The 14,195-nt window shown below is 47.5% G+C and carries 15 protein-coding genes; 5 read left to right on the forward strand and 10 right to left on the reverse strand.

Features of this window, described 5'->3' with window-relative positions; genetic code table 11:
* Window positions 1-17: 17 nt before the first annotated feature.
* Genes MKY62_RS17230 through MKY62_RS17250 form a run of 5 tightly spaced genes read right to left on the reverse strand, consistent with a single transcriptional unit; the run spans window position 18 to window position 3,892 of the window.
* Entirely contained in the window at window positions 18-269 is a 252-nt protein-coding gene (locus MKY62_RS17230) for a YusU family protein (protein WP_003185080.1), read from the reverse strand.
* On the reverse strand, window positions 270-1,010 hold the full coding sequence (locus MKY62_RS17235; protein ID WP_003185082.1) for an IucA/IucC family C-terminal-domain containing protein: 741 nt from the start codon (window positions 1,008-1,010) through the stop codon (window positions 270-272). It abuts the gene before it with no gap.
* Window positions 1,003-1,821: an ABC transporter ATP-binding protein gene (locus tag MKY62_RS17240; protein ID WP_003185084.1), complete on the reverse strand. Its 819-nt coding sequence runs from the start codon at window positions 1,819-1,821 to the stop codon at window positions 1,003-1,005. The genes MKY62_RS17235 and MKY62_RS17240 overlap by 8 nt, the downstream gene beginning before the upstream one ends.
* A 17-nt stretch (window positions 1,822-1,838) precedes the next feature.
* The gene (locus MKY62_RS17245) at window positions 1,839-2,894 is read right to left on the reverse strand and encodes an iron ABC transporter permease (RefSeq protein WP_003185086.1); all 1,056 of its coding nucleotides are present in this window, start codon (window positions 2,892-2,894) and stop codon (window positions 1,839-1,841) included.
* Window positions 2,891-3,892: an iron ABC transporter permease gene (locus MKY62_RS17250; RefSeq protein WP_003185088.1), complete on the reverse strand. Its 1,002-nt coding sequence runs from the start codon at window positions 3,890-3,892 to the stop codon at window positions 2,891-2,893. Before MKY62_RS17250 ends, MKY62_RS17245 begins: the two co-directional genes overlap by 4 nt.
* Window positions 3,893-4,044: 152 nt before the next feature.
* On the opposite strand from MKY62_RS17250, the gene MKY62_RS17255 reads away from it, so the two are divergent.
* Window positions 4,045-5,022 carry an iron-siderophore ABC transporter substrate-binding protein gene (locus MKY62_RS17255; protein WP_003185089.1) on the forward strand — a complete coding sequence of 326 codons (978 nt, stop codon included), beginning with the start codon at window positions 4,045-4,047 and terminating at the stop codon, window positions 5,020-5,022.
* A gap of 39 nt (window positions 5,023-5,061) precedes the next feature.
* Here the strand turns inward: MKY62_RS17255 and MKY62_RS17260 are convergent, their stop codons facing one another.
* The 3 genes from MKY62_RS17260 to MKY62_RS17270 form a co-directional block, all read right to left on the reverse strand.
* Complete coding sequence (locus tag MKY62_RS17260; RefSeq protein ID WP_003185090.1) at window positions 5,062-5,508, reverse strand: YusW family protein; 447 nt, start codon at window positions 5,506-5,508, stop codon at window positions 5,062-5,064.
* Window positions 5,509-5,585: 77 nt separating this feature from the next.
* Window positions 5,586-7,370 carry a M3 family oligoendopeptidase gene (locus MKY62_RS17265; protein ID WP_003185092.1) on the reverse strand — a complete coding sequence of 595 codons (1,785 nt, stop codon included), beginning with the start codon at window positions 7,368-7,370 and terminating at the stop codon, window positions 5,586-5,588.
* Window positions 7,371-7,481: 111 nt separating this feature from the next.
* Window positions 7,482-8,636: a D-alanyl-D-alanine carboxypeptidase family protein gene (locus MKY62_RS17270; protein WP_003185094.1), complete on the reverse strand. Its 1,155-nt coding sequence runs from the start codon at window positions 8,634-8,636 to the stop codon at window positions 7,482-7,484.
* Between the two features lie 140 nt (window positions 8,637-8,776).
* Between MKY62_RS17270 and MKY62_RS17275 the strand changes: the two genes are divergently transcribed.
* Window positions 8,777-9,619: an oxidoreductase gene (locus tag MKY62_RS17275; RefSeq protein WP_003185098.1), complete on the forward strand. Its 843-nt coding sequence runs from the start codon at window positions 8,777-8,779 to the stop codon at window positions 9,617-9,619.
* A 94-nt stretch (window positions 9,620-9,713) separates the two neighbouring features.
* Window positions 9,714-10,178: a DNA starvation/stationary phase protection protein gene (locus MKY62_RS17280; RefSeq protein WP_003185100.1), complete on the forward strand. Its 465-nt coding sequence runs from the start codon at window positions 9,714-9,716 to the stop codon at window positions 10,176-10,178.
* A 35-nt stretch (window positions 10,179-10,213) separates the two neighbouring features.
* Here the strand turns inward: MKY62_RS17280 and MKY62_RS17285 are convergent, their stop codons facing one another.
* A complete protein-coding gene (locus MKY62_RS17285) occupies window positions 10,214-11,584 on the reverse strand; it encodes a S1C family serine protease (protein WP_003185101.1) in 1,371 nt (456 codons plus the stop codon).
* A 238-nt stretch (window positions 11,585-11,822) separates the two neighbouring features.
* Between MKY62_RS17285 and MKY62_RS17290 the strand changes: the two genes are divergently transcribed.
* Entirely contained in the window at window positions 11,823-12,497 is a 675-nt protein-coding gene (locus MKY62_RS17290; RefSeq protein WP_003185104.1) for a response regulator transcription factor, read from the forward strand.
* On the forward strand, window positions 12,494-13,840 hold the full coding sequence (locus tag MKY62_RS17295; RefSeq protein WP_003185106.1) for a HAMP domain-containing sensor histidine kinase: 1,347 nt from the start codon (window positions 12,494-12,496) through the stop codon (window positions 13,838-13,840). Before MKY62_RS17290 ends, MKY62_RS17295 begins: the two co-directional genes overlap by 4 nt.
* Before the next feature lie 23 nt (window positions 13,841-13,863).
* Here MKY62_RS17295 and spxO read toward each other — a convergent pair whose 3' ends face one another.
* Entirely contained in the window at window positions 13,864-14,028 is a 165-nt protein-coding gene (spxO, locus tag MKY62_RS17300) for an anti-adapter protein SpxO (protein ID WP_009329558.1), read from the reverse strand.
* Window positions 14,029-14,195: the final 167 nt, after the last annotated feature.

Below are 14,195 nucleotides of genomic sequence, written 5' to 3' on the forward strand. Positions count from 1 at the left end.
CAGAGGAATCTCTCTGCTTATTTTTTCTGATTAGCCGCCCGGTGCGCTTCATTACGTTCTTTAATCTGGCGGATTACTTCTTTTATCCCCTGCTTCGCATCCGGATAAGCTCCGTTCCAATGCTTGGCGAGGGGCGGCATGCTTTTGGCGATATGGCTGTAGATGATCCACATCTTCACCTGTTCTTTCAGTTCTTCGTCCGTTTCGCCCAAAAGCAGTTCCGTATATTTCTCGACCAGTCCGTCCAGCTGCTCCCTGAGTTTTTCCACTCACGACACCCTTTCTTTATGTTTATTTCTCGGGCATGTTCTGCATTTGACGCCGTTTTCGTCTGTTGCATAATACAGACAGCAAGTCGTGCGTGTCCGATCCTCCGCATGCTGTCCGGGATAAAACCTTTTGAGAGGGTTTTCGTCCTCACCTTCATCAAAAAGGCCTGGCTCTGCTTCGTAAAGAAGAAAACGGAAATCTCGCGCCGCCCGTGCCTTGAGCTTCGGATCTTCCTGAAGCATGTCGTACATCCAATACAGATAAACCGCAATATTTTCCCAAAGAATGTGCTTTGAAATCGAGAATGTCTGTCGACAGGCCTCGATCATGCCGCCCAAATGGCGCCTGAAGATATCTTCGGTCAATTTTTTCAGTTCTTCGGTGCGGTCCCCTTCGATAAGCTCAGCACCTTTGTGAAAATAAAACGACGGCGTCCATCCTTGATCATCCGCTTCTATCTCCCACGATACGGAAGCCGGGTCGGCTGGGAGCCGTTTTCCGCAAACCGTAAACAGATAGAAATGCAGCGCAGCAAGCATGCCGCCGCGCTTAACGAGCATTGAAGCCGCAACTTTTTGATTCGGAGCGTTCAGCCTGTCTTTTATAGCTTCTGCATAACGGCCTAAAAAATCCTCATCAAGGAGCATGTTTCCTTTAACAGAGAATAAGGAGCCGGTCTGCTTCGTTCCAAGGCGGAAACGAAGCAATGACTCAAGCTCCTCTTTTGTTAAATTAAGCATGGGACTGAACCACCTGCTGGACGATGCATCTTCCTTTTCCGTACGGAATGCAGTGCGGCGTGCCGAAAAGCGGATCTTTCGTCACTTCGCAGTCCATTTCAAAAACGTCCTGTACAAGCTTGCAGTTGATAATGGATTCAGGCCGGCCTTCGGCATATATCTTTTTATCTTTAATCGCGACGAGGTGGTGGGCGTAGCGGCAGGCGAGGTTCAAATCGTGCAGCACCATCACGATCGTGCGCTTTTCGTGTTCATTTAATTCAAACAATAGGTCCAGAATTTCGATTTGATGCGTCATATCCAAGTATGTCGTCGGTTCATCCAGTAAAATGATATCCGTTTCCTGGGCGAGCGTCATCGCGATCCAAGCGCGCTGCCGCTGGCCTCCTGACAAGGAATCGACTGTACGCTCAGCCAGTTCTTCCATTCTTGTCGCTTTCAAAGCCCTTTGCACGGCCTCTTCATCTTCTGCTGACCATTGCTTCAGCCAGTTTTGGTAAGGATACCGCCCCTGCCTAACGAGCTGGAGAACGGTCAAGCCTTCCGGAGCCGAAGGGCCTTGAGGAAGAATGGCCAGCTCCTTTGCCACTTCTTTCGTCGGAAGCTTGGCGATGGAGCTGCCTTCGAGGAGCACCGAACCGCCCTTTGGCTTCATCAAACGTGCGAGAGACCGAAGGAGAGTCGACTTACCGCAGCCGTTGCTGCCGATAAATACGGTGATTTCACCTTTTGGGATCGTTAAGTTTAACTCATCAATAATGATTGTTTCTCCATAACCTAAGCTTAACGTTTCTGTTGAAATGGCACTCATAAATGAAATCTCTCCTTTTATTGGTTTCTGCTTTTATACAGCAAGTAGATAAAGTAAGGGGCGCCGATCGCGGCGGTAAACACACCGGCAGGCACTTCAACGGGAGAAAAAAGCGTGCGGCCGATGATGTCGGCAATCAGCACGAGCAATCCTCCGATCAGCGCGGCAACCGGCAAGAGGGCGCCGAATGACGATCCGACAAGCCTTCTTGCGATATGCGGGGCCATCAAACCGACAAAACCGACAGTTCCGGCAAAAGCAACGGCGATTCCGGCAAAAGCAGTGCTCAGAAGCAGGAGCAAAAAGCGGTTTCGCTGAACCGAGCTGCCCGCTCCTGTCGCCAGTTCTTCGCCGAGCGTCTGGATATTGACGTTTCTGGCGGCGGCTGCCGATATCAGCAAAAGGACAAGCGCAGCCGGCAATAAAACGTTCACATCCTGCCAGTTGGAGCCATATACTGATCCGGTAATCCAGACGTTCGCCTGGGACATTCTGTATATCGGTCCTTTTATCATAAACAATGTCGTCAGCGACTGGGCAAGCATCGAAAATCCGATTCCGATCAAAACGAGCCTGAAAGTCGAAGAGCCGTTTTTATATGAAAGAAAATAAACGAGCATTCCGGCGAGGGCAGCGCCGACAAATGCGGCAACCGGGAGCCAGCTGATGCTGACCGTAAGCGCATTATTTTTATTGGAAAACAGCATTAAAAACAAGACAACGGCGACTGAAGCCCCGCCGGTCACACCGATGATATCCGGCGAAGCGAGCGGATTGCGGATCAGACCCTGGAGGATCGATCCGGCAGCCGCCAGACAGATTCCGGCAAACAGAGCGACCAAAATCCGCGGCATCCTGAAGGACATGATAATCAGGTCATCGCCCGGATCACCCATGCCCAAAAACGTTTTCGCGACGGCTCCCGGCGAAATAAAACGTTCGCCGATGCCGGCGCTGAGGACGACGGCACAAGCCGTCAACACCAATAGGATCATGAACGAAAACAGCGCTTTTTTGCCGATCAACAGTGAAATGCCGCCTTTTCCGATTCTCAGCGTGCGGTAATTTTTCATTTTTGGAACCCCCTTCTCGCGATATAGACAAAAATGGGTGTCCCAATGATGGCTGTCATGACGCCGACAGGTACTTCTTCAGGCATGATCAGGTACCTTGCGCCAATGTCTGCGGTAACGAGCAGGATGGCTCCAAGCACGGCGCAGTACGGAAGAACCCAGCGATGGTCGTGCCCGACGATAAATTTAGCAAAATGCGGGATGACAATGCCGATAAAGCCGATCGGCCCGGCCACGGCGACAGATCCCCCGGCTAGCAGGACAATCGAAACCGCCATCAGCGCTTTAATCAGCCACGTTTTTTGGCCGAGGCTTTTTGCCACTTCCTCCCCCATTGTTAAGACATTGATTTTGGATCCTAGCAAAAAGCTGATGATGAATGCGGGCACGATATATGGAAGAACGGAGACCAAGAGGCTGAGGTCGCGCCCCTGGACAGAGCCCGCAAGCCAAAACAGCGCCTGCTCAAGAGCTGCTTCATTAACGGAAAGCATTCCTTGCGTCAGTGATGAGAACAGCGCTGACATCGCCGCCCCTGCAAGCGTCAGCTTGACCGGCGTCAGACCTTCCCTTCCGAGAGAGCCGACAAAATAGACGACAAGCGCGGCAAAGGCTGCGCCGAAAAATGAGATCCATGCAATCGCCTGAAGCGAACTGACATGAAAGAAAAACAGCGCTCCAACAACAAAGAAGCCGGCGCCCGCATTCACACCGAAAATTCCCGGAGAAGCAAGCGGATTTTTTGTCATCGCCTGCATTAAAGCGCCGGCTACCCCGAGGGAAGCGCCGACAGTTGCAGCGATCAGCGCGCGCGGCAAACGCACGTTTTTGATGACCAGATGTTCATTAGAGCCGCTGAAGTCCGTAAAAGCCTTGTAGGCCATCGACCATGACGTATTCGTATAACCGTATACGATACTGGCGCAAACGGCGGCAGCCAGCACCAAAATAAACGACAGTAGTGCGATTGTTCTATATTTATTCGTTCTTAAGAGCATAAATTAAAATTCTCCTAGTTTGACTGAAACATCTACTGGTTATTGTATCAGATAACACTGATCTTGAAAATCATTTTCAATTAACAATTGACAAAATTCTGATCAAAAATTATGATCAGGATGAATGACTTACATACCTAAGGAGGACACACATGAAGAGATGGTCAATTGTTGGATTTATCGCTTTGTTAGCGATTTCAATTCTTGCAGCCTGCGGCGGAGGCAAAGATGACTCTGCAAAGGGCGGAGAGAATAAAGATACGATCACCGTTAAACATGCAATGGGTACGGAAGACCGAGTGCCTGCAGACCCGAAAAGAGTCGTCGTCCTGACAAATGAAGGAACCGAAGCGCTTTTGGAACTCGGAATCAAACCTGTGGGTGCAGTCAAATCCTGGACAGGCGATCCTTGGTATCAGCATATTCAAGCCGATATGAAAGGCGTTAAGCAAGTCGGGCTAGAAGGCGAACCGAATATCGAAGCGATTGCCGAGCTGAAGCCTGATTTAATCATCGGAAATAAAATGAGGCATGAAAAAATCTACGACAAGCTTAAACAAATTGCTCCGACTGTCTTCTCTGAGACGCTGCGCGGAGAATGGAAAGACAACTTCTCTCTCTACGCGAAAGCGGTGAATAAAGAGAAAAAGGGCAAAGAAATTTTAGAAGATTTCGATAAAAAAGTCAGCGAATTAAGCGACAAGCTCGGCGACCAGAAAAAGAAACGGGTGTCGGTAATCAGATTTATGGCCGGCCAATCAAGGATTTACTATAAAGATTCTTTCCCGGGAATTATCCTGGATCAGCTCGGATTCAAGTATCCGGAAAAACAGGAAAAACTGTTTGAGAAACAAGACGACAAATTTGTTTTTATGACGGAAAATAAAGAATCGATCCCTGATATGGACGGAGATGTCCTGTTCTATTTCACATATAAACCTGCCGAAAGCAAAAAAGAAGCTGAAACATGGCAAAACGATTGGACAAGCGATCCGCTGTGGAAAAAATTGAACGCTGTAAAAACCGGAAACGCCCATGAAGTCGACGATGCGATCTGGACGACGGCCGGCGGCGTAAAAGCAGCGTATCTGTTCCTTGATGACATCGAAAAATACTTTTTAAAATCTTAAGCAAAAAAGAGCATTTCCAGTTTGGAAATGCTCTTTTGTTTATTTTCCGTTATAGATTCTGGACGTGCCATCAGGCCATTTCACCCGCAGCTGAAACCGGTCATATTGTTCGTCAAGATTGAAGGCCTCGAGCACATTGCTGATCACGTCCTGCTCTGAATCGGATTTGGCGATCGAAAGCTCGCTTAAAACCATTTTCATTTCGTTTAAAGCTTCCTCCCCTTCGCGGTCCGCTCCGTTCAGATAGTCTTTAATCGATGCTTCTTCCCGCTCCTGTTTGTCGTATACGGCTTCAAACGTATTGTGCTTTCCATGGCCATAGTTCACTTCCAATGCAAATGCAGCGTAAGGCACGCTTTTCACATCTGAAACAGGGGCGTTATCGGGAACGGCCTCCTTGCCTTCCGCATGTTCTTCCGCTATGGAGCCGCAGCCGGTCATCAGGATCAGGACGAGAGCGATAACGGCCATCCGAAATTGATTCATCCCGTTCATCTCCTCTATGCACATTATCCTTAGCTATGTCCACTTTGCGGAAACTCATTCAATCTAAGCGGAAGCATTTATGTCATCGCTAAAAATGCTTCTGCATCTCGGACAGCCGGCTGAATGGCCGCTTCCCAGAAATCCCGCTTCGTCAGATCGGCGCCGAGATGCTTCATGGCCAGTTCCTCAACAGACATGGAGGCTGTATCTTTTAAGAGAGCAATATATTTTTCTTCAAATGCCGCACCCTCTTTCAGCGCTTGCGCGTAAATGCCAAGCGAAAACAAGTAGCCGAACGTATAAGGAAAATTGTAAAACGGAACAGACGTAATATAAAAATGAAGCTTTGATGCCCAAAAATACGGATGATACTCGCCAAGCGCACCGCAAAACGCTTCTTTCTGAGCTTCTTCCATCAGTTCGTTCAGCCTTCCGGCGGATACGACGCCGTTTTTTCGTTCATCGTAGAAGCGGGTTTCAAATAGGAACCTTGCGTGAATGTTCATAAAAAAGGCGACGCTCCGCTGAACCTTATCTTCCAGAAGGACGATTTTTTCTTCGTCTGAACCGGCTTGTTTTAACGCCGCATCGGCCACGATCATTTCTGCAAAGGTGGACGCCGTTTCCGCCACATTCATCGCATACGCCCTGTTCAGCGGCCTGACGTCCAGCATGGATTCCTGATGAAAGGCATGGCCAAGCTCATGCGCCAAGGTGGAAACGTTTGACTGGCTTCCTGCAAATGTCATAAATATTCTTGATTCCCCGCTGTCAGGAAAATTGGCGCAAAAGCCGCCCGGACGTTTTCCTCCCCTGTCTTCAGCTTCAACCCATCTGTCTCTGAGCGCCTTTTCAGCAAAGGAGGAGAGCTTTTTTCCAAACGTTTTAAACTGCCCGGTAATAAAAGCGGCTGCCTCTTGATACGAATATTCCTTTGCTGCTGAACCGATCGGCGCTTCGACGTCATACCAGCTCAGTTTATCCAGTCCGAGCAAAGACGCCTTCCGGGAAAGATAGTCTGCAAACGGCTTTTTATGATCAATAATGACCTGCCACATGACATCAAGGGTTTCCTGCTTCATGCGGTTGATGTCCAGCGGTTCTTTCAATACATTGTCCCAGCCTCTCGCCTCATAGACGTTCAGTCTGAAACCGGCGAGGTGATTCAGCGTGCTGCTGAGCAAATCAGCGTGCTGTTCCCAGCCGTGGTCCAAATTTTCCGATACGGAGCGGCGGATCTTTCTGTCAGGTTTAGATGTCAGGTTCTGCGCCTGTCCGACAGACAGAATTTTCGTCTCGCCATCTTCTTCATACGGAATTTGAATTTGGTCGACGATGCTGTCGTACATATCGCCCCAGGCATGATATCCGTCAACAGACAAGCCTTGAATCAATGTTTCCTGTTCGGAACTAAGCTTTTCCGTTACCCGCTCTCTTCTCTCATTCAAAATATAAGCGATATCGGAAATGCTTTCATCTTGAAGGATCGCTTCCCATTCTACATTTGGGACAACGGCAAATTTGCTGTCAAGCACGACCAGCGCCTTCTGCGCATCGGCAGCGAGCCGGGTGACCTCAAAATTAAGGGCATTCGCCTTTAAATCCGCGGTGTCCTGGGCTTGGAGACATCCGACAAAAGCGTCTGCTTCGCGGATTTTAACATCAATTGTTTCAAAAAGCGCCAGCGTTTCTTTCAATTCATCAAGGCCGCTTTTTGAGACGGTAAGAGCCTCGGCCGAACGTTTAAAAGTTGAAAGCAGTGTTTTAATCTCATTTAAATATTGGCGGAATTCGGCGGAGCCGCTCCCGCCTTTAAAGAAAACCTCGAGATCCCACGTATCCTTAAGTTGATGAAATGTCATTGTTCCCGTCCCCTTTCATTGGCTTGTTTCCATTATAAGATAAATTTGCCTTTTCAGGGCAAATAAAAAAACGGCCGGCTTGTGAGCCGGCTCGCCTCTTCCCTTATCATATTACAGCTGCCTCATCCGCTTGACCGCATAGCTGGCCGTCAATAAACCGATTAGGCCGAACACAAATAAAAACAATCCGCCTTTACTTTGCGGTTGACCCTGAATAGCATCTGTACCGTTTGTCATTTCCGCGCTGAATGGTTCTGCGATTTGCAGGGCTTGAAGCAGCCTGCCATCCTCCCCTTTAATGTTAAGGATTCCGTCCGTGTCTACATTTTCACTCAGAACTTCGCCTTTCTTTTTCGTAACGTATAAAGGGTCCTTCAGTTCATGGCTCGTCCCGTTCTGGTCCGTAAACGCTTCTCCCTTTTTGAGTTCTTGTGTTTCGAAATTGTGAAATCCCTCATCCAGAAGAGCTTTTGTATCGCTGTACATCATTTTCTTGCTATCTGCCTTCATGACGACCGCAATTAAATCAAGGCTGCCCCGCGTTGCCGTCGTGACAAGGGTATGCTTTGATTCATCCACAAATCCTGTTTTGCCGCCGGTTATACCTTTGTAAGGAATCTCACCCGTCAGCATTCGATGATGGTTTTTAAGCGTCGTGTCCCATGTCTGTCCGTGCCAATCCGTTTGCTTTTCCGAAAAAAGCGCTCGGAACGTTTTGTTTTTCATTGCGTACTCAGTAATTCTCGCCATGTCGGCAGACGTCGTATAATGATTTTTGTCAAACAGCCCGTGAGGATTCATAAAATGAGTGTCATGCACTCCGGCATGTTCGGCAATAAACGCGTTCAAATCATCCGCAAACTGTTTCACGCTTCCGCTGAGATGTTCGGCGATCGCCGTACCGGCGTCATTTCCCGAATTCATCAGCAGCCCTTGGAGCAGCCGTTTTAATGGAACCGACTCCCCCTCTTCCAGATATACGCTTGATCCTTCCGTTTGAGCGGCATTTTTGCTGACTTTCACACGATCTTCCAAATTTCCGTTTTCTATTGCATAAATCGCCGTGGCAATTTTGGTTATGCTGGCTGGATACATTTTTTTGCGGCTGTTTTTTTCATAGAGGACCTGGCCCGATTTCCCATCGATCAATATAGCGGAAACGCTTTTGATTTCCGGTTTGTTTTTTTCTCCTGCTTGAGCCGAGCTATGAAAAAACAGCGTCAGACATAGTACAATAATGAACAGGAGGGATCGTTTAACATTCATCGTGTCACCCTGCCTTCTTTCTCTTTTGCAATTTTTATAAAAATAGGTCTTTTAGCACTTTTTAAATTTTACCAATGATGAACTGTCGCTGACAAGCCTTTTCTTGTCAACAAGCCAAAATTTTGAATGGAGGAAACTCATTGAACAATAAAATCGCAATTGTAACGGGCGCGACGAGCGGATTTGGTTTATTGACCGCTTTAAAACTCGCAAGCACTCATTTCGTAATCGCAACGGCGCGCCATCCAGAAAAAGCGGAAGCTCTGCGGAACCGTATAGCGGAGCTGTCGATCGAGTCATCGATTGCCGTCGCTGAACTTGATGTCACAAACGAACAATCGATTTCCTCATTTTCCGAAGAGCTGAAGCAGTACGGACAGATAGACGTTCTCATCAATAATGCAGGAACGGCATACGGCGGATTCGCTGAAGAGCTTTCTCTTGGCGACTACAGAAAACAGTATGACACCAATGTTTTCGGCCTGGTGGCAGTCACAAAAGCGGTCCTTCCTTATATGAAGAAACACAGCGGCGCCAAAATCATCAATCTGAGCAGCATCAGCGGGCGGATCGCTTTCCCCGCTTTCTCGGCATATGCTTCATCAAAGCATGCAGTTGAAGGCTTTTCAGAAAGCCTCCGCCTCGAACTCCGTCCATTCGGCATCAATGTGGCCGTCGTCCAGCCGGGATCGTACCAGACGGCGATTTGGGAGACATCGTTTGCCGCCCAAGTCACTGCACCTGATGCCGAATCACAGTACAAAACATATTTCGAGCGGATCTCCGCCTACATTGCAGCGAGCCGCAAACATTACGGAAACCCGGATGATGTGGCTGAATTGATCTGCCGACTCGCTGCAAAAAAGCGGCTGAACAGGCTGCGCTATCCGATCGGCAGGGGCGTCCGTCTCTCGATCCTTCTCCACCAAATCCTGCCATGGCGGATTTGGGAACGTGCGGTCATAAAAAAATTGCTTAAATGAGGTAATTTAAAATAATTATAATTTAGTATTGATTTTAATTTTGTATTTGTTATAATATAATTAACAAATGAAAAACACGAGGAGGAAATATCATATGATCTCTCAACAATTAAAACAGCAAAATCCTGTACTTGAAAACTCAATGAATACGAATTTGTCAAACTGGTTCATCCTTTACACGAAGCTTCACCGTTTTCACTGGTACGTAAAAGGGCCGCAGTTCTTTACCCTACATGAAAAATTTGAAGAGCTATACAACCATGCGTCAGAAACAGCAGATGTGATCGCGGAACGCTTGCTGGCCATCGGCGGACAGCCGCTCGCCACAATGAAAGAATACATTGACCACGGCACAATTGAGGAAAACGGAGCCGAAAAAACGGCCGAAGAAATGGTTTCCGCACTGGTAAGCGATTACCGTCAAATCCGCGATGAAATTCAGCATACCATCGAACTTGCGGAAGATAAATCAGATCATTCTACCGCTGACCTTTATATCGCCCTGACAGAGGAAATTGATAAGCAGATTTGGATGCTTTCTTCATTTTTGGACAAGTAATATGAAAAAGCCATGGCGTTTGCCATGGCTTTTATTTATGATTTGCTTTTCGCAAGTTTTGCTTTCATTGTTGTTTGCTTTCCGTTTCTCAGCACCTCAAATGTGACAGTATCTCCTGCTTTTGCTTCTGTATAAAGAATTTTTCTGAGGTCTGAGGTGGTTTCGACGTTTTTGCCGTTCATTTTGGTGATGACGTCGCCGGCTTTCATACCCGCGTCTGCCGCAGGCGATTTCGGCGATACTTTATCGATGTACACGCCTTTATTAAGCTGGTCTCCGAATAGGCCGAGCGTATTTTGCTGGTACTGTTCAGGCACCTGCTGCATATCGATCATTTGCACGCCGAGGAAAGGCCGTTCCACTTTCCCTTTTTCCAAAAGCTCGTCAACGATCGGCTGAACATCGTTGCTCGGAATCGCGAAGCCAAGCGATTCAACACCGCTTTGGCTAATCTTCAGGCTGTTGATGCCGATGACCTGCCCGCTGCTGTTAATCAGAGGCCCGCCGCTGTTTCCAGGGTTGATCGCCGCATCTGTCTGAAGGACGTTCATATCCCAATTCCCTTCAGATGTTGAGACTTCAATCGTCCGGTTGACACCGCTGATGATGCCTTCTGTAACCGTTCTTGAAAATTGAAGGCCGAGAGGGTTCCCGATCGCAATTACTTTTTCGCCGGCGCGCAGTTTTGCGGAGTCTCCGAAACTTGCAACCTTATCAACGCCTTTGCTGCTGATCTCTAAAACAGCCAGATCAGTCAAAGCGTCGCTGCCGATAATCTTGGCATCCGCGGTCTTTCCGTTGTATAAGGAGATGGTCACCTTCGAGGCGCCTTCAACGACATGGTTGTTTGTGATAATGTAGGCCTTGCCGCCGTCTTTCTTAAAGATGACGCCTGATCCCGTGCCGCTCTCCTCCACGTCGTCTTCAGAGAAGCCGAAGCTCGTTTGAATATTTGAAACTCCGACGATCGCAGGCTCCAAATCTTCCACCATATCAGGTACGTTATCTGCGTTCGTGACAGGTTTTGTGGTGAAATTCTGCGACTGCTTTGGCTCTGTCTGTCCGGTTCCGGCAGTTTCGCTCGGATGATCGCCCGGCAGATACGGGGAGATTCCAAGCACCAAGCCGCCTCCGATGATCCCGCCCAAAATCGGGCTCAGCCACGAAGCCTTGCGCCGCTTTTCTTTTGCCGCTCTCGTTTCCCTGGCATCTTCCAGGGCTGCAGCGGTTTCTTTATTCGTAAGATCTGACTGATCGTCTGTATCCTTCTTTAAAATCAGCTCGGGCTCCTTTGCCGGCTGTTCTGACTGCTGCTCCTCAGAACCTGCCGTTTGCGGCGTCTGCGCTTCTTCGTGAAACTGCTCTTCATTTGCATGTTTTTGTTCGTCATCGCGTCTAAAATCCATAAGCGTACACTTCCTTTATTTTTCTTGTCTTCAACTATCGCAAATGGCATTAAAGCTTTAACATCCACAAAAAAAGAGACCCGGCCATCGTTCACTCTGTTTTCATTCCCTTTCTTCCCTGATGAATATGTTACGAAAACATTGTGGGATAAAAATGAAAAGAATATGTGAAATTATGAAAATTGACCAGACTTATGTTAAAACTAGTATAATGACGTAGAAAGGATGTGAACCGCCCTTGTCATACTCCATTTATCTAGTTGAAGATGAAGAGAATTTAAATGAATTGCTGACAAAATACTTAGAGAGTGAAGGCTGGCACGTCACTTCTTTTCTAAACGGTGAAAGCGCCAGGCAAAAAATAGGCCAGTCACCTCATTTATGGATTCTCGATATCATGTTACCAGATATCGACGGGTATACGCTAATAAAAGAAATAAAAAATCAAGATCCGGAAGTCCCCGTCATTTTTATTTCTGCGCGCGATGCCGACATTGACAGAGTGCTGGGGCTTGAACTGGGCAGCAGCGACTATATATCTAAGCCGTTTCTCCCCAGGGAGCTGATCATCCGCGTGCAAAAGCTGCTCAAGCTGATTTATAAAGAAGAACCGCCTGAGAAGAAAAAAGGAACGCCGGTTTCCTGCTATGAAGTCTATGAAGACTTGAGAGAAGTCTATGAAAATGGCAGCATGATCAATTTGACGTCAAAGGAATTTGATCTTCTGCTTCTATTTATAAACAACCAGGGCCGCGCCTTTTCAAGGGAGGATATTCTCACCAGCGTCTGGGGAGTCGATTACTTCGGAACCGACCGCGTCGTCGACGATCTTGTCAGAAGGCTGCGCAAGAAAATGCCCGAACTGAAAGTGGAAACCATCTACGGGTTTGGCTACAGGATGTTGAAATCATGAAGAACAGGTCGCTCGCCTTTCAAATTTGGAGTGTCATTTGCGGCATCCTGTTAACGGTCTCGATTTTGCTGACGTTTCTATTCTCGACGACACTGCAGAACTTTTTCACTGATGAAATTTATACAAACATTGAAAATGAGCAGCATGTTCTGACGGAATACGGATTTTCCGATTCACCGGAAAGAGGCTTCGGCGGAAGCAGCGGCTCGCGAAGCACAAACCGCCACGTTCAGCACGTCCTGCTGCCTGAGAAAGGAACCGTCTATCAGAGCCCGCAGATTCTCCCCGATTCATTTATCGAGAAGGTGCAGAAGCTCGGGAAAAGGCAGGACGAGTCATCGAAAAGGTATTCGGAGAATGTCAACGGAGAGCACGTTTTCTTTGTGCTCAAAAAAATCCAGACCCAGGACCAGACGTTTCTGTTGTTATCCTATGCGCTTGATTCATACAGGGACGATTTGTCTCATACGCTGTTTAAGCAGCTGCTGTTTATTTTGATCGTCGTCATTTTGCTGAGCTGGATTCCTTCTATTTGGCTGGCGAAATATTTATCAAGACCGCTCGTCACGCTTGAAAAGCACGTCAAACAAATCTCTAAACAGGATTGGGATGATCCCGTGATTGTCGACAGGGAAGACGAAATCGGCAAGCTGGGGCACACCATTGAAGACATGCGGCAAAAGCTCATCCAGAAAGATGAGACAGAACGCACGCTCCTGCAAAACATCTCCCACGACCTGAAAACGCCGGTCATGGTCATCCGCGGGTATACCCAGTCGATCAAAGACGGCATCTACCCTAAAGGAGATTTGGAAAACACGATTGAAGTCATTGAAGGCGAAGCTGAAAAACTTGAAAAGAAAATCAAGGATCTTCTTTATCTGACAAAGCTTGATTATTTGCTGAGACAAGAAAGACAGTACGGAACTTTTGATATACAAGAGGTCATTAAAGAAGTTGTTGAACGCTTGAGATGGTCCAAAAAAGAATTGAACTGGAAGATTGATCTTGAAGAGGAAACAATGTTGACGGGCGATCAAGAACAATGGAGCAAGCTGTTGGAAAACGTTCTTGAAAACCAGATCCGCTATGCGGAGACATTCATTGACATCAGCGTCAGGTCGACGAAAGAACATACGTTGATCACCATTAAAAATGACGGACCGCACATTGAAGAAGAGATGCTTTCCAGCCTGTATGAGCCTTTTAATAAAGGGAAGAAAGGCGAATTCGGCATTGGACTCAGCATCGTTAAACGAATCTTAACGCTCCACCATGCTGACATGACCATTCGGAATGATCAAACCGGTGTGTGCTACTCAATATCCGTTCCGAGAAATTAGACTGTAGACGCTGCAGTCTTTTTTCATATAAACGAATAGCCGTTGAAATCCCGGTAGCTCGGCTTCACTGTGTTTTTTGGCTTTTTCATCCATTTCTTTTCGCACAGGACGTGCTTTGGATATTTAACTTTGTCCACCTTAATTCCCCTGCTGCGCAGGCGCCTGATCATGTCATCGATTTCTTTCATCAACCTTCACCCTTTCTCCGCAAATTTTGACCACTCGGTCACCTTACTTTATAATATAAATAATATCAAACAAAAAAACAAGTTACAATCTAGTTAAAAATATAACGGAGCAAAAAAAGTGACCCGCCAGTCACCCCGGTCCGCCGAAAGCCGCTTTTGGGTTCGAT

Source organism: Bacillus sp. FSL R7-0646, from assembly GCF_037969865.1.
In the GTDB taxonomy this organism is placed as follows: domain Bacteria; phylum Bacillota; class Bacilli; order Bacillales; family Bacillaceae; genus Bacillus; species Bacillus licheniformis.